This is a genomic window from Leptolyngbya sp. NK1-12 (assembly GCF_032598965.1).
In the GTDB taxonomy this organism is placed as follows: domain Bacteria; phylum Cyanobacteriota; class Cyanobacteriia; order Elainellales; family Elainellaceae; genus Elainella.
Genome location: NZ_CP053586.1, coordinates 1,955,452 through 1,973,541 on the forward strand (window position 1 = coordinate 1,955,452; position 18,090 = coordinate 1,973,541).

Below are 18,090 nucleotides of genomic sequence, written 5' to 3' on the forward strand. Positions count from 1 at the left end.
GCTCAACAGAATGAATGAATGGCTTAGACATCGCCGGAATTGGCAACCCGATTGAGGAAAAGCTGGGACAGAGCATAGAGCAACAGCGCCAAGCTCAGCATGCCGACCAGCAACAAGAACCAATAGTCTTGCAGGAACAGAATCAACTGATTAAACGAATTGCTTTGCTGAATCCGCTGGGGCGGCGCTTCTTCCAGGAATTTCAGGTTGTAGCCACTAGCGTCGTAGGGAGACGGATTCGGCTGGTTGCGGCTGACGAGCACCGTGTCGCCCCGAATTTGGGAGAATAACGGATCTTGCCGCAGTAGGGCTTGCACCTCTTGTAGTCCGGCTTCGGTTTGGGCGGTCAGGGCCAGCAGCACTCGCTCCCGATTCCAGGGCGAATTGTTCGATTTCAACACTCCTTCCTGATCGGGTAAGGCATACACTCGACTGCCGCCCCAAAACCGGCTAAAGGCTGCCGCCAGGTTGAAGCCCTGATCTTCTAGGGCTTCGGCAATCGGAAAGCGGCTACCCAAACCAATGCCAGCAATGTGCTGCTGATCGCGTACTGTTGGCGGTAGTTCGCCCGTATACACGTCGTATTTCACCGAATCGGCCTGACTGAGGCGACCCAAACGTTCGCTCAAGGCTAGCAAAGTTCCCACTTCGGCATCGTTAGGATTCGCAGGCAGCACCACAGCCATGCCAGACAAATCCTGCGGAGCGGTGAAGGGAAAGCCAGTTTTGAACAGCTTCAGGTCGGGTAGATTTACCACCGTGTCCCGCACTAGCTTGAAGCCGGTGTCGCCGTGCAGAGTCCCCCAGAGCTGCTGATCGGTCTCTAGGCCACAGACGCCCAGTTCTCTGGGATTCATGACAAAGTTGACGCTGAGGGTAGAATCGGGCTGGATCAGGTTTTCTGGCAAATTGACACGGAAGGTCTTTGGTCCGCCAACCGTGGAGTCGAGCCGCTTAGAACCAATCGTGACGCCGTCGATTTTTACCTCTACTGCCGAGGTGCGCGAGTTGACTTGGGGACTGTAGCTATAGCGCAGAAGCATGGTGCTGCCGCGCAGAAACCGATCGTCCGGCAGAGCACGGAAGGGAATGTTGATTGGGGGCGCATTGGTGCCCCGCACGGTGACATCCTGAAAGGGCTGGCGGTCGTATAGGCTCAGATCCTTGAGTTGAAACTCGTTTTTGGTCGGCAAATAGCCGGCCCAGTTGCGCGGTTCGGGTGTGGGCACCTCGCTGAGCTGGTCTACGGTCACGGCCTGCCCGGTGCCAATTTGCTGATCGCGGGACTGCACCAAAAACTGCACCGCCTGCCGCACGCCAGTAGCTCCGTTCCCCGTGGCGATCAAAACCGGAGTGCCTTTGTCCTTTAGCGTCGTCAGCATCAGCAACCCGACTTCGTTCGGCACCGGATTCTGATCTCCGTCAAGCAACTGACCGTTCTTCACGGGAAAGGGCAGCGACAGGGTGCTCAAGATTGGCTGCTCGGCGGGTGTGCCGATAACAATCAAGCGATCGTCCCGCTGGAGTTGGGCGGTGTCGTCGGCCAGGGTTGTTTTTAAGGGCCGGTAATCAACTTGACGGGCGGCGGCGGTTTGGAAGCGGGCGGTGGCGGTTAACCAATCGCTACTGTAGGTTTTGGGCCGCAGATAGGTGAGGTGGTTTGGCTCTAGACTGAGCGGATCGAGAAACGGAAACGGATAGCTGCTGAAATTGAGCGCCACTGGCTGAGGCCGGTAATCCAGCACCAGCTTAGAATCGGGCAGGATTTCGGTCCACAGCATTGGGTCGGCTGGGTTCGAGCAGGTTTCCGCGGTCTGCTGTTCGGCCAGCATCGAGATTTCGTTGTAGTCCTGGATCAGATTGGCCGGAATCGTGAAGGTGGCTTCGGCAAGCTGGGCATTTTTCCGGTCCAAATTAATGCTGCCAATGCTGGTATCATTCACCCGCACCAGTAGTTTTGATTTGTCTGGCAGCAGCGAGGGCGAATGCTGATAGCGCAAAATCACCTGGGCGTCTTCGATTTGCCAGTTGCGAGGCCGGGTAAAGCCGATGCGTGTCTCTGGATAGACGCCTTGCAGCCGTAAGCGATTGCCCACCACCGGACTGCGGTTAAACTCCATCACGTATTGGCTCAGCGGCTGGGTGGGTCTACGAGTGGCTCGCGCTCTAGGTTGGCTCGAAGGCTCGGCAGCAGGACTTTGATTAGACGGCTCAGACGAATCAGACGGAACAGACGAATCAGGAGCGACCTGAGCGGTTTGGGCTACTTCTGTCGAAGCTGGAGCGGGCGTAAAGGAAGCGGGTTCGTAGAGTGGATCGACCCTCACCCCCGACTCAGGATAATAAACGGGTGGCTCAGTCGATAGCTTGGGCAGCACGATCTGCGGCTGCGGTTGATTCTGCGGCTGGCTTTGGGATGCAGCGGTGTTTGCATTTACGGTCATCCCATTCAAGCTGACCCCAATAAACCCAATTACCGCCAACAGCGACAGTACTCGGCGAGAATGGCGTCCTGGACGGTTCCATCGTCGCTCTCCAGGCAAATTTGACAATCGATCAAAAAGGAAACGGAACATAGTCTTAGTTAGGATTTGCGTCAGTTTGTTAGCAAACGGTGGACTAGATAGCTGAACGAAAAGCGTGTAGGAGTAAATCGCGAAGAAATCTTGAATGCCCATTTAATGGATGCACCTATTGGATGCACACTCAGGCGCGAACCGGCCTGTTTAAGCACGAAACCAGTCGTCGGGCAGCGTTTCGACCGGAAACAGACCTAGCCAGCTCAGGTTCTGCACGTAATAGGCCGATTCGTTGTCCCAAAACCCGTTACGGTAGACCGGCAGCAGCTTTTGCTGATAGATCGCCTCGGCCAAGGCTGGATCTGTGACTCGAAAGGCGGCATAGAGCATGGCGTATTGGGCGGTGGATTCGTAATCCACCATTGGTTTGCCGGTCAGGTCGATTTGGGCCGGGATAGCCTGATTGGTTTGCCACTGCTGCTGCAAGGGCCGGAGCTGCTGCAAATATTGCTGAGCACGCGGTTCGTTAAACCAGGCAGCATCCAGCGCTACTCGCCACCAAACGCGGTAGGCATCAAACCCATAGCGGCTCGGCAGCTTGTCCGTCGGAGTTGGCGCTACAGTGCCCGTGGTCGGATTCAGCATCAGCCAATCGCTTGGTAGCCCAGAGGCCGACAGCGGGATGGCAGCCTGCAACACCCGATAGCTGCTGTCGATTACGCTACGCCAATCGCGCTCTGAATCGATTTGGGCAAACAGGCGAAAGGCATAGGGTGCAAAGTAGGACGGATTCAGGTACACCCGGTCAGGCTGGGGCTGAAAGGCGGTTTGCGGGCCGGGTAACAAATAGCGGCCAGATGGACTCGCCAGCGTTGACAAGCGCCACAGATCCTTCAGCTTTTGCCGAGCCAGATCGAGGTAGGGGGGATGGTTCCAGCGTTGCGCCGCGAAGATCAGGGCGGTGATGGCGTCAATATCTCCATCGCTGGCGAAGTTGCCGTCGATTAGCCCCCAGTTGCCATCTGGCTGTTTGCCCCACTTCCAGGCCCAGAGCAAATCCGAGCGGCTGCCATCGAGGTTACGGCGCTGGAGGTTGGTTTCAGACCATTGCAACACCCGGTCGAAGGTATCTCGGTCGTCGATCCAAACGGCTCGCAGCAGGGCGTAGGCTTGACCCTCGGAAGTAGAGCGGTCCTCGGCTTCCCGATCGATCACGCGCCCATCGCCCTGAATGAATCGGTCTCGGTAGGCCCACCAGCTCTGCTGAAACAGCTCGTTGTTGAGTTCGATGGTAAAACTGGACGGATTAGAACCAGCAGCAGTGCGCGAATCGGTCCTTCCACCCTGATTAGCGTTGTCTGGCAGCTCAAGCACACAACCAGACACCAATCCACCGATCAACAGCAAAACCGTAAACCTCTGTAAGATTGGCATGGCGTTATACCAATTCCCTAAACGACTACACATCAGATGCCGTAACTGTATGCACTGAATGGGTTTCACAAACGAATTGGCATTCCTCCTAATAGCGCTCCCAAGGCGGCTGAAAGCCGCGCTGCTGCAAGAAACCTTCCTCGATCCGCTGCTGTTGCACGGCCAGACTCGGATCCGGAGGGGTCTGCTGTTGCTGCAACTGTTCCAATTGCCGCAGGGCTGCCAGCCGTCTGCCGTTGACCACCTGCAAATCCACCAGCGCCACTTGGGCAACGCGATTGTTGGGTTCCAAAGCCAGCACTTCGTTGTACAGCCGAGCTGCCGTATCGTACTGCCGCTGCTGAAACCGCACACCCCCCAAGGCCGACAGCGCATCGACGTTGTTGGGATCTCGCTCTAGCAGGGTTTGGTAGGCTCGACCTGCCTGCCGCAAATCCCCCTGCTCCTGCGCCAATTGCCCCTGCACAAAGTAGACATTGGGATTGTCGGGGTCGCTGGCAATCAGCTGATCCACATATGCCTCAGCCGCTGCCGGATCGCGGGCTGCCAACACCTGCACATACCGCACCTGAATGCCGATGTCGTCTGGGTTGGTTTCCAGCAGGCTGACATAAAGCGATTCGCGCTGGGGGCTAGGCGGCAAGGCGGCCACGAGGCTAAAGAGTTCGGGCGGCGTGTCGCTAGCCGGTCGGGTAGTCGTCCACTGGTTCAGCACGGCTTCGGCTTCGGCTTCGGAAATCAAACCAGCCTGGTAGGCTAAACTGGCTCGGCCCAAGGGTTTCGCCGCATCTTGGGAATTGCGGGCAATCAGTTCGTCGTAGATCGCCACTGCTTCGGGCAGACGGCCCTGGGCTTGGCGAATTCCGGCTAACCCCTGTAGGGCGCTGTTGATGATTTCGGCATCGTCTGGATTGCTGGCAATCACAGCTTCATATCGGCTGGCGCTGGCTTCCAGGTTGCCCTGACGGCGATCGGCTTCGGCCCGCAGCAACTCACTCAAGAGGGCAGCATATTCATCGTCGGTGGTGCTGATATAGCGCTCTAGGGATGCTTCTGCGGCAGCATACTCCCCTAGCTGCACCTGCATTTGGGCGATCCGGTAATACAGGCGCGGTTCATTCACTCCTGCCTCTGCCAGAAATTCGTAATAGGGCAACAGCGAGGGATCGGGCGAATCTAGCCGCACCAGTGCGGTCGCGATTACACGCTGTTGAGAGCGGTCAGTAGGTAAGGGTTGGAGGGCGGCTTCTAGGCGGTCGCGTAAGCTGGCGTTCGAGATCAGGCCAAACTCGCGCTCTAGTATGGCCTCAGAAATTTGAAAACTGCGGTCGTTGGGCTGCTGCTGCAACAACTGCCGATAGACCTCTAGGGCATAGAGCCGTGCCTCTATCTGAGGAAACCCACTTAACACATCAGCAATTTCTCGCCCAATGCTGACGGTTAGATAGTCCCGCTCTTGCGACAGAATTTCTTGGAATAGGGGAATCGCCTGATCGGTGTAGGCATCATCGCCGCTGTAGCGCCCAATCGCAATCAGCGAACGGGCCAAAATCATGCGCGAATCCCGCCGACCTCGTAGCGGAGTCAACACCGCAATCGCCTCCTCAAGCTGACCGTTGGCCGCATAGTTGACGCTGAGTTCGGCCCGCTGACGAATCGTGACGCCATTCAGCTCCTGGGTTTGCCCCAGCTCCCGCTCCAGGATGGAAATCGCCGTGGCCGGATTGCCGGTTTCCCTCAGAGCCACCGCATAGGCCGTGGCCGCACTGCCAGTGATGACGCCACCAGTCGCTTGATAGCGCTCGAACAATTCCAGGCTGAGCGAATAGTCGCCGTTATAGGCATAGACCTGCGCCGCTCCCAGAATCACCTCCGGCGTCGGGTTGGCTGCCAGCACAATCTCATAGTCGGCAATCGCTGGCCCAAACCGGCCTTGATAGCCATACAGCAAGGCCCGCTGACTGCGAGCTTCCAAATCATTGGGATTCAGTTCCAGCAGTTGATTCAAAGCTTCGATGCCCCGGTCCTGCCATTCGATCCGATAGCCGCCCAGAATCCCCAGACTCAGCAGCGCCATGCGGTTGTTGGGGTCAAGCTCCAGCACGCGGTTGTAGGCTTGAAAGGCATCGTCGATTCGGCCCTGCCGCTGATAGGCCATCGCCAAACCCAGCCGCGCCTCTACCGATTGGGGATAGTCCCGCACCGCCTGTTCAAATACCGCAATGGCTTGATTCACCAGACCTTGATTCATCAGCCGATAGCCGTCCTGAATCGCCGCCTGGGCCATCGCGGGGGAAATCATCACCACCTGAGTCAGTGCCAGCGGTATGCCCGTTTGCAGCAGCAGGCCCAGCGTGCAGCTCAGACTAGCCCAAGCGCGCTTAGGACGATGTTTACGTCGCTTCATGCTCATCGCGTCCTCCGGGGGGGTACGAGGTCAAAGTCAGTCCGGATGCGGAAGCCAGCAATCGTTTCCGAGAATTCATCCAGCCCCTGGAAGGTGACGCCCAGCCGCAGCCAGGGCAATATCCGAAAATCGTAGAAAGCTTCAAACACGTCAGGATTGTCGCCATCCCGCAAATCGTTGTTCGAGAGCAGGCGGCCATAACCCAGCCCCAGTCGGTCATCCTCCATAAACAGATCCAGCAGGTTGATGCCGAAACTGTAGGTGGTGCCGCCCCGGTCCAGATCGCGGTTTTCGTACCAGCCGTAGCGAGCAAACAGGCCCAGATTAATTTCTGGAATGAAGAACTCGGCATTAAGGCCATAGGCATCTTCCCGGTCGCCATCCCGTGGCCCAAACTCACCGTTACGGCGCTGCAACTGAAAGATTTCTTCAAAGCCGGTATTAGCTCCAGCATCTTCCGCTGTAACATAGGTGCCGCGCACAATCAAGTTGCCCAACCGGGCACCAATTTCGCCGGCAAAGGCATTTAGCTCAAAGTCGCTGATGCTGCGATCCGAAGAAAATACCGCCGCCTTGGCCTCGACTTCATCGATGATCGTCCAGTTCACGACTGCCCCTTGCCGTGAGCCTAGCCCTGCTGCCGATAGGGCCGGGTTGGTAGCAAATACCGGATTAAAGAATTGCTGAGCCGAGTCCTTAGCGAAACTATTGCGATCAAAATAGGAAGTCAGGTCAATTTGACCCACGATTAGGCGCAGATTCGGATAGTTGGGTACTGATGCCGCCAGATACAGCTCGTTTACCTCTAGGCCATCGTCACCCGATTCGCTGAAAATCTCGCCTTCGGTAAAGTCGAGGCTACCGCCCACCTGCAACTCTGGCAAAATCGGATACACGCCCGTCACCCGCAGGCGAGCTGAGTCTTCATCGCCTTGAAACAAATAAACCCCTTGCAGTTGCAATGAAGGGGGAGTCAGCGCACGACGAGATTCTGTATCTGCTAATTCAGCAGCCGTTTGAGATTCAGTGGGTGGGGTCTGAGCAACAGGTGGTACGGCAGGCTCAGGAGTTTCACGGCTAGGGGTTACACCAGGAGTTGCAGGACTAGAGATAGGTGGTGGCGGCGGCACTTCGCCTGCCGTTCCCCTCGGATAGGTAGGGACAGGAAGGGGCGTGCGTGCTACATCGGGACGCGGATAGGCTGAGCGGGGCGGAATTGCAATGTCGGGTACAGGTGGGTTGAAGTCAAACTGCTCGGTGGGGTTGCAGTCTGCCAAACACTCCTCTGAGCTAACCATTATGGGCGCTATGGTTTGGCTCTCAGGCATAGCTTGCCCAACTCGATCAGATGCTTCAGTTGACTGAGCCGCTACCTCCCCCGAGACTGCTCCTGGCTGGTGCGGAAGCGGAGCCTCAGCTGCAGTCTGATTAACAGCGCTGTCAGGAGGTACCGATTCAGATCTGGCTAACCGGTTCAGTTCAGAGGATGAAGCTGGAGTATCTTGGGTGGCTTTAGCATCAGGTGAAATGCTGCTCGCCAATTCAGCAAAACCTGCGGTTTCTACATCGGTTGCAGGGTTAGCGTCTGCTGGCAAGGAGATGGCTACTACAGTAAATCCCAGGTAAACGACCCAGGAACTGATAGTCATCCAACCGTTGCAGAAAACGGTCTTAGACAGACTAGGCATGATTACTTTACAAAGTAGTAAGGTTAGGGCTTTGCGTCGGAATTGCTAGCAAACGTAAATCGGCTTTGCAACCCGAAGGAAAATCAAAAGGCAAACTAAATGCGTTTACACGCAGAGCGCTACTGTCCCGATAACCGAATCTAGTGGCTGAAACAGTGCTTGAGCATTGCATCGCCATTAGCAAAGGGTTCAAGCTAGGCTTAAAGCTGGTGCATGAGCCACCCGACCCCGTCTGCGGGTAGGTGATTAAAAACCATTCAGGTCAACCAACTTGCCATCCGTATAACCCTCAATATCTATGTCGTTCAATCATCTTTTTTCTCAATTCACGCTGCCTTTAACTCAGCTACGGCAGCTAATTTTGCTGATCGGACTGATGCTGACCCTGATGGTTAGTAGCGGCTGCACTGCACTCAACCGCCTCAATCCCAAACTGTCAGCTCCGCCCCTCGAACTATCGATTGTGCAAATTGAACCTAGAGGTGGCGGCAGCTATAGCGTTTCAGGAAACACAACCCTACCCGACCAGACCCGAATCACGGTTTCAGCCATTCGGTTGTTTAAGACCACAGCAGCTGGCAGTTCCAACTATGCGATCCTGGATCGGCAGATTGCAGTAGTAAACCAAGGCAGTTGGGAAACTCGACTTAACCTCTGGCAAGCGTCGCAGAACGGGCAATTTCAAGAAAGCTGGCAGGCCACCCGTGAACTCGACCAACGCAGCGATCCCGAACCTAGCGTGACATTTCTGGCAACTCTAGAGCCAGCCAATCAAGCAGCGACTCTACAGCAACAGGTTGAAGCCCTTGACCCATCGACACAAACCGCCATTGCACGCTTTACCACTGATGGAGAACTATATTTACAGGCCAGCAACACGCTGACCGTACCACCGCCACCAGGAAGGCCAGCAGACTCAGCCACAGAAACTTCATCGAAACCGATCCAGCCTCAGACAGTTAAACCCAACTCAAACTCAGCTGCATCTGAGAGCGGGCGGCAGCGTCAAATCGATACACCCCTTGCATCAGATGCATTTTTGCGCTGAGCCATGCCTCAAGTTGAAGTCTCAAACGCAACTTGAGAATGCTCATTTTTGCCTTCGCCGTTTGCGGAGTGGCCCCGCTGACGCCAGTTTGACCCTTCCGGCAAAAACCGTTCTAGACCAGAAGCTTGCAGGCGAGCCGGTGAAAATTTCAGCGTTTCAATCAACGTTTCTTGCTCATGGAGTTGCTGCTTCAGAGTAGACATCTCACTCTCAGCTAAATTCAGCTTGCGTGATGATTGACACCAACGCATCACGGCAAAGTTGGTGGCTCCAGCTCCAATACTCAGCGCCAACACCAAGCCCATGTAGGGTGCGGCTAGTTCTTTAAATTGTCCAGTAAAAACCGGCTTTCCTTCCAGCTGAATTGCAACCGGCTTAGAGCCAAGGGTAGCTAGGGGAATCGTCGCTGCCGCAAAAATTGTTCCCGCTAGGAGAACAGAGGACAGCAGATGCTTAGAAAAACTCATGGTTTATGCCTTGACGTGAATAGATTCAGACAAACTCAACTCCACATACTCCAGGGGTTCAATGCGACCCTTTACTCCACTATCAACAGCACACACGTTTCTGGCAGACTTTAATCCTTGATTCCGAAAGCATCAAACCCAGTTCTAGATTCCGTGATTTGACGTAAAGATTCTACCAAAGTTAAAGATTTTGTTTAAATATTTGATGAAAATTATTTGGATATTCACAGAGTTTTTTCCCTCCAAACCTCACAAGACTCAAGACTTTTCGGAAATTACGTACCCTGATACAACCGCCACTGAGGGGTCTCACCTCTCTTGCGTGTAATTTCACGGAATTATTCGCTTGATAAAAATTGATGGCAACCAGTTTCTCCGTACTCGTTCTGCACAAAGCCGAGTTGCCATCTCCCCCTATAGAGCTACCCTCACAGCTACCTTTACAGCCGCTACACCGATCCTCTAAAGTCCAAAAGCGAGTCACTTCACAAATCACGTGCTTTAGTGCTACCAATTGCCGCAATTTTTCTGTCGCTGTAGATCGTTAAGGAATTTATGGTGTTTGATTGGCTTGACCTCAGCCATTTCATTATGTTCGGCCTGCTGTTGGGATTTGCCGTTGCCCACAGTGGCCTTGCTGCCTTGCGCCCGCGCGGCGAGAAACTGATGGGAGCGCGGCTCTATCGGGTCCTGTTTGCATTGGTCAGCATTCCATCCGCTGGGGTGTTGATCGTTTTCTTCATTCAGCATCGTTACGATGGGCTGCGGCTGTGGAATCTTCAAGGAATTCCCGGCATGGAGTCTACAGTTTGGATTTTGTCAGCAGTTTCCTTCCTGTTTCTTTATCCAGCCACGTTTAATCTGCTGGAAATCGCCGCGATTCAAAAACCGCAAGTCCATCTCTATGAAACAGGCATTATCCGCATTACTCGCCATCCCCAAATGGTAGGACAGGTAATCTGGTGCCTTGCTCATTTGCTCTGGATTGGTACCAGCTTCATGGTTGTGACTTCAGCTGGTTTGATCCTGCATCACCTGTTTGCCGTTTGGCATGGCGATCGACGCTGGCGCGCCCGTTACGGTGAATCCTTTGAAATCTTGAAATCTCGCACTTCGGTTATTCCTTTTTTAGCGATCTTACAAGGGCGGCAAACCCTTGAGTGGAAAGAGTTTCTGCGTCCTGCTTATCTCGGGATCGCCTTGTTTATCCTGCTATTTTGGTGGGCACATCCAATAATCATTCGTGCGTCAGGCAGCATAGGCTGGTAGCATGATCCCAAAGCGAGCATTAAGAACTCTATAAAATAAACGAGGTGTCATGGCACTAGCAGTTAACGAACTGACCTTTAAACACGAAGTTTTAGCATCATCAACACCTGTTCTAGTTAGCTTCTGGGCACCTTGGTGCGGGGTCTGTCGTCTAGTAAACCCAATGCTGGCCGAGCTTCAGACTGAATGGGGCGGGCAAATTAAGCTCGTGAGTATTAATGCAGATGAGAATCTACGCTTGGCCAGCGCCCACAAACTCACTACCCTACCCACCGTGATGCTGTTTGATCAGGGCAAGGTGCTTTGCCGCTTGGATCAGTTCAAAGGGCGAGAAGATTTTCGCCGGGCTGCCACCGATTTACAGACAGTCTTGCAGCGAGTGATGTTGCGCTACAGCTATTCTGCTTAGCTTGGTTTACTAGAGTTGCTTAAAACACCAGATCCAAACCAAGATCCCGCAGATCGAAGCGGTAGAGAGCGCCATGATCGTGATCCCAGGTAGCAATCAGCAATCTATCTCCTTGCATTGTTGCGATAGCCGTAATCGCAGCCGGACTATGGATTGTGCCAATCTGTCGCCCTTCTTGATCCAGAAATACAATTCGCCCAGCGGCTTCGGCCACAATGTAGCCCCAGTCTGTTACCGCTAAAAAAGCAGGGGTAATTTCTACCCAGAGCCGTTTGACGCGATAGGGTTTGAGATCAATCAGTAGCAAGGCTCCGGCATGATCCGCATCGGCTGCCAGCAATTGATAGGGATTAGCAGTGAGAATTACTGTTTCCAAGCGCACAGCTAGAGGCAGCGAACCGAGCAACGCGCCGCGTCGAGTAAAAACGCGAATCGTGGTTCCGGCAGCTTGCTCCTGCTTGGAAGGGTCGGAGGCAAAAGCTGGAGGGTTAGTCGTAGCAATTGCTAAGTGGCGCAAGTCCAAGGGCAACAAGCTTGCAGATTGCATATCTGGCAGATGTAAGGCCACAGGTTGGGAAGCAACGGCAAAATTGGGGCGTTCTGCGATCCGTTGCCAGTGCAAGTGGCTTTCACCTACAGAAGAAACTATCGCCGCTAGCCAGCTTCCGTCTGAGCTAATCGCAACTCGACTGGGTTGCGGCCAAACGGAAATTGGTTGAAGCGACATGCGACCCTCGCTGGTCGAGGAAAATGGCAGCAGTTGGACTGCTTGTGCTGTCACCACAAAACACCCCTGAGGCCGTACCAATAGTTGCTCAATGGGTTCTCCACTGACCGTAGCAATAGGCTGAAACGGTTGTTCCGACTCAGTTGATGTTGCCGACAAACGGCCCCTTACCTGCTGAAGCTGGTGTCCAGCAGCTTGGTACACCACCCAAGAGGCAGCAGTGCCATCAGTCCAGTTGGCAGGTGGAGCCGCAGGCACCGTGTCTTCTGGCTGGACAACGGCAAGAACCGTAATTTTTTGCTTGAGTGGGGTTTGCTCCTGCGGCTGGAACTGGCACTCAGGGGGTAACTCCACTGTAAAAAACAAAGGCGTTGGCGCGATTGGCCAATCCATCCATGCCTCTGCTGACTCGGTTGAGGCTTCTGGTTTAGCAATTGCGTGGATTGCGGCTAGCATCTCGCTAGCGGAATGAAACCGGCGAGCCGGCAGCTTTTGTAAAGCTTGAGTAATCAATGGCTGCCAAACACTCGGAATCGTATCTGGCAGATGGAGGGGAGTGTTTAGATGGGCCGACATGAGTTGAGCCGGAGTGCCGGAAAATGGCCGATAGCCAGCTAGCAGTTCAAACAGCAAAATCCCGACCGAGTACAGATCCGACGCCACCGAATATTGACCATAAAACCGCTCTGGAGCCATGTAGGCCGGTGAACCCGTGTTGCCATCCTGCCGCACAATTTCACGACTCAGACGCGCAATGCCAAAATCCGAGATCCGAGCCGTCCAACCGCCTGCATGCACATGCAGCAAAATGTTTTCGGGTTTGATGTCGCAATGGACAATGCCGCGACTGTGGGCATGCTCCAACCCTGCTAACACATCTGCCACGATCTTCAAACTGTAGGGCACAGCTAGACGGGATTCTTCAGTCATTAATGTTCGCAAGGTTCCGCCTTCGCAGTAGTCCATTACCAGATAGCGCCCGGTTGCGGTGTGCTCCAGCGCTTGACAAGTAACGATATTGGGATGCTGCAAACTTAATAAAAATCGCAGTTCTCGCAGAAACTTATGGGTTGGGAACCGTTCATGAGCTAAACTTTTTAGCGCCACCAAGCGACCAGTCGGGCGATGCACTGCACAATATACCTGCCCGAACTGTCCCTGCCCAATCAGACCTAGCAGACGATACTTGGAACGCTTTATTTCGGTTTCTGATGGATGTAACACCTGTAGAAGCTATTGATCCAGGGTGAGAGCAGCATGTCCTCTCTACTCTCAAGAACCGACCCGCGCGTGCTTTCTTCTATTGTGCCTCGCTTTGAAGATTCTCGAAATTAGAGGTTTTAAGGCATTAGTTGCAAAGCCTCAAACCCACTCAGCAACTCATAGCCCAGACTGGCATATCTGCTGCATGATGGCATCGTGGTCTAGATGAGTCACCATTGTTTCCACCGGCTCTAGCCGCTGCGGCAGTCCCAGTAAAAAGCGATTACAGTCAGCTCCCATCGACTCACAGCTAGTTTGAACGCAGTGCAGTTCTCTACCCGTAAGGCGACTGAAGAAAGAGGCCAAAGCTCCTGCTTCTAAATAGCAGACCGGTTGATTTTGGCTAGGAGCCAGCCGCGCAAAGGCAGAATTCCAGGTTTTTACAATCAAGAATCCCCGCTGCTGATAGGTCTGATCCAGATCGATCTTGCCCCAACCATGCGCAATCCAGCAGGCTTGCAAGGCTTGCAGAAATTCGATCATGGCAACATCGGCAAGTGGTGTTCCATAGTAGCCGCTGATTTGTTCACAAAACCGGGTATAAAAACTTTTGCCCCACCATTTGCCGCAGTTAAACAAAACCAGTCGAGAGGCTTGGCCAGTCTCTTTGTCTAGCCCCGAATAGATCGCCTGGATTAGGGTTTCTGGCACTGCCAGCAGCCGATCACCCTGCCGGTTTTCCAGTAGACCTACCTCTAGGTCACCTCGGACATAAACATCAGGCGCATAGAAGTTACCCGGAATCCGGTTGTTTGTCAGAAGATCAGCAACAGAAATCATAGCAATTGAAAAAACTAGGAAAAACTATACACTCAAACCTCGACGCCCCGCGTTCAACGTCGCCCACCAGCGGGGTTCATTGATTGGGACAACAACGCTTCTTGCGCTAACGCCAGACCGGGACTAAGGTAGCCCATTTGCTTGGCCGTCAACATTTTCGCCAATTGCTGGTTCAACAAACGATAAAGCTTCGCATCAATTGTCTTTGTATCGTAAGCCTGTGCCAGCGGCCCCACCCAATCTAAAAACCGTTTCTGAATCAAGCTCTCATCGTTGATCAATAAACTCAACGCACAGTAGCGCAACATCAGCAGCGCATGTTTGATACAGCGTTCCAAATTCTCTTCCGACTCCTCAGGTAGAGCGGCTTGCAGTTGGTCAACAACCGCCTGCATAATCTCCAGCTCGCGGTCTCGTAGGTTGCGATAGGTGTCCAACCGCTCTGGCATGGAAGCAACATATTGGCTAATCAGCTTCAGCTCTTCAACTTTGAGATAGCGATTTTCTGCTTGATCAAAAATACTGGCAAGTTGTGGATGCATAAGCGTAGAAGGGCAAAGATGGACTATAGAGAGAAAAGGCTAATGCTAGCCAGTACGAATCTCACTCAAACAGGCTAGAACAAATCGCACTAGAACAAATCGGAAAAATCCTCCAGCGTAAACCCATTCGATTCTGAATTAGGCATTGGCTCGATTAAGGGTTGAGGCGTGGGTCTGGTGCCATCTCCAGCCCAGTTAAAGGCGCTGAAGAACTGGTCTACGGTTAAGAATAAACTGAGGGGCTGAGGGTCGGTTTGGGCATTTACTAGACGCAAATGCTGGATTTCTGGTGGCTGATCTTCCCAGTTGATTGAGCCAAAAAACTGCTGCACCGTTTGTTTCAGCCAAGCCTGCGGAGAGTGGGCAGCCGCACCATTAGTCTGGAGAAGGGCAGCCTGATTCATCGTAAGACCTCACCAGCTCGTAGACGTTTTTCAATATCGCGGGCTGTTGCCCCTTCATTCATCCAAAAAGCGGCAGCATCAATGCGATCCTGTCCGCCCAACAAAAACTTACAGTAGGTTTCGCCCATTGAGTAGCACTGAATCTCAATGCAGCTTAGCTGTTTTCGCACTAACTCAGTAAAGAATCCAGCGAACAAACCAGCATAGAGATAGCAAACTGGTTTACCCACATCACCTAGGGTGCGGGCCACGGCAGAGTCAAAAATGTTGATGAACATAAACCCCTGCTTGCGATCGCCCATATCGACTTCCCAACGCCCCCAGCCTTGAGCGGTGAAGGGCCACCACCAGGTTTCCAATAGAAATAGCAGATTGGTTTGGCGGATGTTTTGATCAAATTCTTTTTCAAACCATTTTTCGAAGAAGAAAGCATCTTTTTGGCCCCATTCGCAACCAATCGTATACATTGTGGCAGCCGAAGCATCTCCTACTTCCTCTTGCAGTCCCTCAACCAAACCCACAATAAAATCTTCAGTTGTGAGAATGTTTTGACTTCCGTTCCAATCGATAATGGTGCCTTTATCGAGATCGAATTGAAAAAAGCTACGAAAGTCGTAATGGTTGTGCTTCTTAGGGTGCTTATGCTTCGTGTCGTCGATAGCCGGTGCGATGCTCATAGGACGGAGTAGGGTGAAGGGGTAAAGAGTAAATCAACCTCAAATCATGGAGTAGCAAGATGGGGAAATAGCACTCAACCACTCTAGGCTCCAAACGTCAGGTTTATACCATCCAGCCAGCTAAGCTGTCGGGCCAAGAATCCGCCGGTTCGATTCCAGCAGAGGACAAACCAAGTTAGCCTGTGGCGGAGTGAGATGTTGTTTGATCACGTCTTGAAGTGCGCTGTACATGATGTCACAGACATGGGACTTGCCCAAGGAGCGCATAATCGTTTGTAGCCAAAGCAATAATTCCTCTTGCAGCGCGTCTGGATCATTCAGTAAGACGGCAAGGGCCGTAGCGCGTAATCCATAAACCAGGTCCCGAACACATTTGCGAGTTAGATCTTCCTGGTTTTTACCCACAAATACGCCAGGGTCAATGGCCCGCATCTTGACACAGGCTTGTTGCACAATTGTAGATTCCAGTTCCTGAAGCTTTTGATAGGTTTGGACACGCAGATTGAAGGAGCGGACATAGTCAATTACAAACGCTAACTCTGCATCGCTGGCGTATCGACCATCAAGCTCACGACTCAGGCGTTCAAGCTGGCTTAACATGAAAAGAATTTCTCAAGGTCAGAATCATTTAGGGGTTTAGTTCCACATCATAGAAGCAGAAACTGCACTCAGTATTCCCTCCGTTATCATTCTCAACGCAGCCGCAGTATTAAGTTTTAGCAGACTGCATTGAGTAGAATTAAGCATCGCTGCTATTGGAGAAGAAATCTCGGACGTTAAAGCTAGTGGTTTTTTCGATCTGCTTCAGCATCGAGCGGGTGATCAATTTACCTTCTTCCACCAGCACTTCCCCGGTAACAGGGTGGAGGAGATTTTGCTCAGCTCGCCGTCCGATCAACGCTTCAATATCCTGAATCGAATTGACATACATACCAGGCGGCAATTCGACCACAACTCCGTTCGATAAAACCCTAGCTTGACAGGCCAAACGGGAATTAGGCTGACAGGAGGTAATAATTTCTAGCGTCCGTTGCTCACGGCGGTTGATCGGCGTTAGGGCTTCCATGCCTTGCCTAACGTAGACATGACAGGTGGCACACATGCCACGTCCGCCACATTCGCGTAATACATCTAGGTCTTTGGAGATTAGAACCGATAGTAAATTGCCGTTGGTTTCCACCACGGTTTCTTGGGCAATCGGCTCTAGCCGGACAGTCTTTACCATGTAATGATGCTCCAGAGATCGAGGGAGATTGGGTCAACGAGGAGAGTCAAAGGGGACGAATAATAGGGCGTTTTGCTGCTCGTCCAGGGATTGCCGCACAATTTTGGCAAAATCGCGAATTACTTTAGAACAGCGTTCAATAAAGGCCGCGACCCAGGCTTGAATCTGGCGATGCTGCTCGCGAGTCAGCAAAGGTAGCCGCTCTGAAGGAGCCTGTACCGAGAAGGTGATTTGGGCTGAGCGCTCAATTTGAAAGTGATTCAGCCAGTCCACTGTCGGTCGAGTGGTCTTCCAATAATTCACAACAACCAGTGTGCCCAGATATTGACTCGTCAGTTGACTGAGGGCATTCATGGCCGCCAAAACATCCTTCAGGCTAGCAGATTGTAAACTAACCGACTGCAAACTAGCCGCCTGTAGACCGTCTTGGGCGCTAGAAGATGGCAAGTCTGGTAGCGCAGCGGCGCGCTCAAGAAATTCGGGTGAGTCTGTTGTTCTGGGTAATGCCAATTCCGGCGGCGTTGAAGGGGTATGCTCGCCTTCTGGCACTGCTGGCACTGCTGGCACTGACGGCACTGCACCTCCTGGGTTGGCGAGGGACTTAGGCGGGTCAATAGCTTCGGGGAAAGTGGAGTCTCCGGATGGGACTAGGGGATAGGAAGAAGGCGTAGCTGGAATCGGAAGTGTAACTATCGAGCTTGTGGCTAAAGCGCGAAATTCGCTAACTAGCTGCTGATTCTGCCCAATCTGCAATTCGAGCAACAACCGCCGTACCGCCTGGGTATAGGTTAGGGACGGCAGGTCAATGCCTGTTATCACCAACAGCGTAATGCCCTGATTCAGTTTGTGTAGATAAACTCGATGCAGGTGAAATTGAAATTCAAACGAATTGAACCCTTCCGGCGTGGTCTCCAGGACTTGCTGAATACTCTGGGCAATCGTGTGCTGCTGAGAGCTATCTAATCCAGCGTCAAACCCATGAAAGTATGGAGGTGCCGCCCCATCAATTAGAGCTACGCCCACAATTCCTGGTACATTCAAAAAATCCTGAATAACCTCCTGGTTCATAGGCGTATTGTCGAGTTTCCCCATCGACCTAAGATCCCCTATTCATTATGATTCTTTATAGCTAGATCTTTTGTCGAGTTCAGACGATTTCAGACTGATCGCAGCGGATCGGCTGCCGTTAAACCCAGGTTCTCCTGCATACTTGGTGTGTACTTCTTAAATT

The 18,090-nt window shown here is 52.9% G+C and carries 16 protein-coding genes; 3 read left to right on the top strand and 13 right to left on the bottom strand.

What is annotated here, in order from left to right; all coding sequences use genetic code 11:
* Window positions 1-23 precede the first annotated feature (23 nt).
* The 4 genes from HJG54_RS07985 to HJG54_RS08000 all read right to left on the bottom strand — a co-directional run bounded on the left by HJG54_RS07985 (window position 24) and on the right by HJG54_RS08000 (window position 8,009).
* Window positions 24-2,576 (bottom strand): cellulose biosynthesis cyclic di-GMP-binding regulatory protein BcsB, encoded by a 2,553-nt coding sequence (locus HJG54_RS07985; RefSeq protein WP_316434344.1) that lies wholly within the window; start codon window positions 2,574-2,576, stop codon window positions 24-26.
* Window positions 2,577-2,726: 150 nt separating this feature from the next.
* The gene (locus HJG54_RS07990) at window positions 2,727-3,953 is read right to left on the bottom strand and encodes a glycosyl hydrolase family 8 (protein ID WP_316434345.1); all 1,227 of its coding nucleotides are present in this window, start codon (window positions 3,951-3,953) and stop codon (window positions 2,727-2,729) included.
* Window positions 3,954-4,041: 88 nt separating this feature from the next.
* Window positions 4,042-6,366 (bottom strand): tetratricopeptide repeat protein, encoded by a 2,325-nt coding sequence (locus tag HJG54_RS07995; RefSeq protein ID WP_316434346.1) that lies wholly within the window; start codon window positions 6,364-6,366, stop codon window positions 4,042-4,044.
* Window positions 6,363-8,009: a carbohydrate porin gene (locus HJG54_RS08000; protein WP_316434348.1), complete on the bottom strand. Its 1,647-nt coding sequence runs from the start codon at window positions 8,007-8,009 to the stop codon at window positions 6,363-6,365. The genes HJG54_RS07995 and HJG54_RS08000 overlap by 4 nt, the downstream gene beginning before the upstream one ends.
* Before the next feature lie 337 nt (window positions 8,010-8,346).
* On the opposite strand from HJG54_RS08000, the gene HJG54_RS08005 reads away from it, so the two are divergent.
* Complete coding sequence (locus tag HJG54_RS08005; protein ID WP_316434349.1) at window positions 8,347-9,096, top strand: hypothetical protein; 750 nt, start codon at window positions 8,347-8,349, stop codon at window positions 9,094-9,096.
* Window positions 9,097-9,104: 8 nt separating this feature from the next.
* Here HJG54_RS08005 and HJG54_RS08010 read toward each other — a convergent pair whose 3' ends face one another.
* Window positions 9,105-9,563: a hypothetical protein gene (locus tag HJG54_RS08010; RefSeq protein WP_316434350.1), complete on the bottom strand. Its 459-nt coding sequence runs from the start codon at window positions 9,561-9,563 to the stop codon at window positions 9,105-9,107.
* A 555-nt stretch (window positions 9,564-10,118) separates the two neighbouring features.
* On the opposite strand from HJG54_RS08010, the gene HJG54_RS08015 reads away from it, so the two are divergent.
* Window positions 10,119-10,832: an NnrU family protein gene (locus HJG54_RS08015; RefSeq protein WP_316434351.1), complete on the top strand. Its 714-nt coding sequence runs from the start codon at window positions 10,119-10,121 to the stop codon at window positions 10,830-10,832.
* A 49-nt stretch (window positions 10,833-10,881) separates the two neighbouring features.
* Window positions 10,882-11,241: a thioredoxin family protein gene (locus HJG54_RS08020; protein ID WP_316434352.1), complete on the top strand. Its 360-nt coding sequence runs from the start codon at window positions 10,882-10,884 to the stop codon at window positions 11,239-11,241.
* A gap of 19 nt (window positions 11,242-11,260) precedes the next feature.
* Here HJG54_RS08020 and HJG54_RS08025 read toward each other — a convergent pair whose 3' ends face one another.
* From HJG54_RS08025 to HJG54_RS08060, 8 genes are all read right to left on the bottom strand, one after another.
* The gene (locus HJG54_RS08025) at window positions 11,261-13,192 is read right to left on the bottom strand and encodes a serine/threonine-protein kinase (protein ID WP_316434353.1); all 1,932 of its coding nucleotides are present in this window, start codon (window positions 13,190-13,192) and stop codon (window positions 11,261-11,263) included.
* A 156-nt stretch (window positions 13,193-13,348) separates the two neighbouring features.
* On the bottom strand, window positions 13,349-14,011 hold the full coding sequence (locus tag HJG54_RS08030; protein ID WP_316434354.1) for a V4R domain-containing protein: 663 nt from the start codon (window positions 14,009-14,011) through the stop codon (window positions 13,349-13,351).
* A gap of 53 nt (window positions 14,012-14,064) precedes the next feature.
* On the bottom strand, window positions 14,065-14,553 hold the full coding sequence (locus HJG54_RS08035) for a hypothetical protein (protein ID WP_036003488.1): 489 nt from the start codon (window positions 14,551-14,553) through the stop codon (window positions 14,065-14,067).
* Between the two features lie 89 nt (window positions 14,554-14,642).
* Window positions 14,643-14,957, bottom strand: coding sequence for a hypothetical protein (locus HJG54_RS08040; RefSeq protein WP_316434355.1), 315 nt, complete (start codon window positions 14,955-14,957; stop codon window positions 14,643-14,645).
* Window positions 14,954-15,634 (bottom strand): V4R domain-containing protein, encoded by a 681-nt coding sequence (locus HJG54_RS08045; protein ID WP_036003494.1) that lies wholly within the window; start codon window positions 15,632-15,634, stop codon window positions 14,954-14,956. The genes HJG54_RS08040 and HJG54_RS08045 overlap by 4 nt, the downstream gene beginning before the upstream one ends.
* 120 nt (window positions 15,635-15,754) lie before the next feature.
* Window positions 15,755-16,234 carry a phycobilisome protein gene (locus HJG54_RS08050; protein ID WP_036003496.1) on the bottom strand — a complete coding sequence of 160 codons (480 nt, stop codon included), beginning with the start codon at window positions 16,232-16,234 and terminating at the stop codon, window positions 15,755-15,757.
* A gap of 139 nt (window positions 16,235-16,373) precedes the next feature.
* On the bottom strand, window positions 16,374-16,859 hold the full coding sequence (locus tag HJG54_RS08055; RefSeq protein ID WP_036003498.1) for a 2Fe-2S iron-sulfur cluster-binding protein: 486 nt from the start codon (window positions 16,857-16,859) through the stop codon (window positions 16,374-16,376).
* Between the two features lie 33 nt (window positions 16,860-16,892).
* Entirely contained in the window at window positions 16,893-17,927 is a 1,035-nt protein-coding gene (locus tag HJG54_RS08060; protein WP_316434356.1) for a hypothetical protein, read from the bottom strand.
* Window positions 17,928-18,090: the final 163 nt, after the last annotated feature.

Bases quoted from the DNA above. Each gene is read 5' to 3' on its own strand.
- HJG54_RS07985 (WP_316434344.1), bottom strand. From the start codon at position 2,576: ATGTTCCGTTTCCTTTTTGATCGATTGTCAAATTTGCCTGGAGAGCGA.
- HJG54_RS07990 (WP_316434345.1), bottom strand. From the start codon at position 3,953: ATGCCAATCTTACAGAGGTTTACGGTTTTGCTGTTGATCGGTGGATTG.
- HJG54_RS07995 (WP_316434346.1), bottom strand. From the start codon at position 6,366: ATGAGCATGAAGCGACGTAAACATCGTCCTAAGCGCGCTTGGGCTAGT.
- HJG54_RS08000 (WP_316434348.1), bottom strand. From the start codon at position 8,009: ATGACTATCAGTTCCTGGGTCGTTTACCTGGGATTTACTGTAGTAGCC.
- HJG54_RS08005 (WP_316434349.1), top strand. From the start codon at position 8,347: ATGTCGTTCAATCATCTTTTTTCTCAATTCACGCTGCCTTTAACTCAG.
- HJG54_RS08010 (WP_316434350.1), bottom strand. From the start codon at position 9,563: ATGAGTTTTTCTAAGCATCTGCTGTCCTCTGTTCTCCTAGCGGGAACA.
- HJG54_RS08015 (WP_316434351.1), top strand. From the start codon at position 10,119: ATGGTGTTTGATTGGCTTGACCTCAGCCATTTCATTATGTTCGGCCTG.
- HJG54_RS08020 (WP_316434352.1), top strand. From the start codon at position 10,882: ATGGCACTAGCAGTTAACGAACTGACCTTTAAACACGAAGTTTTAGCA.
- HJG54_RS08030 (WP_316434354.1), bottom strand. From the start codon at position 14,011: ATGATTTCTGTTGCTGATCTTCTGACAAACAACCGGATTCCGGGTAAC.
- HJG54_RS08035 (WP_036003488.1), bottom strand. From the start codon at position 14,553: ATGCATCCACAACTTGCCAGTATTTTTGATCAAGCAGAAAATCGCTAT.
- HJG54_RS08040 (WP_316434355.1), bottom strand. From the start codon at position 14,957: ATGAATCAGGCTGCCCTTCTCCAGACTAATGGTGCGGCTGCCCACTCT.
- HJG54_RS08045 (WP_036003494.1), bottom strand. From the start codon at position 15,634: ATGAGCATCGCACCGGCTATCGACGACACGAAGCATAAGCACCCTAAG.
- HJG54_RS08050 (WP_036003496.1), bottom strand. From the start codon at position 16,234: ATGTTAAGCCAGCTTGAACGCCTGAGTCGTGAGCTTGATGGTCGATAC.
- HJG54_RS08055 (WP_036003498.1), bottom strand. From the start codon at position 16,859: ATGGTAAAGACTGTCCGGCTAGAGCCGATTGCCCAAGAAACCGTGGTG.
- HJG54_RS08060 (WP_316434356.1), bottom strand. From the start codon at position 17,927: ATGAACCAGGAGGTTATTCAGGATTTTTTGAATGTACCAGGAATTGTG.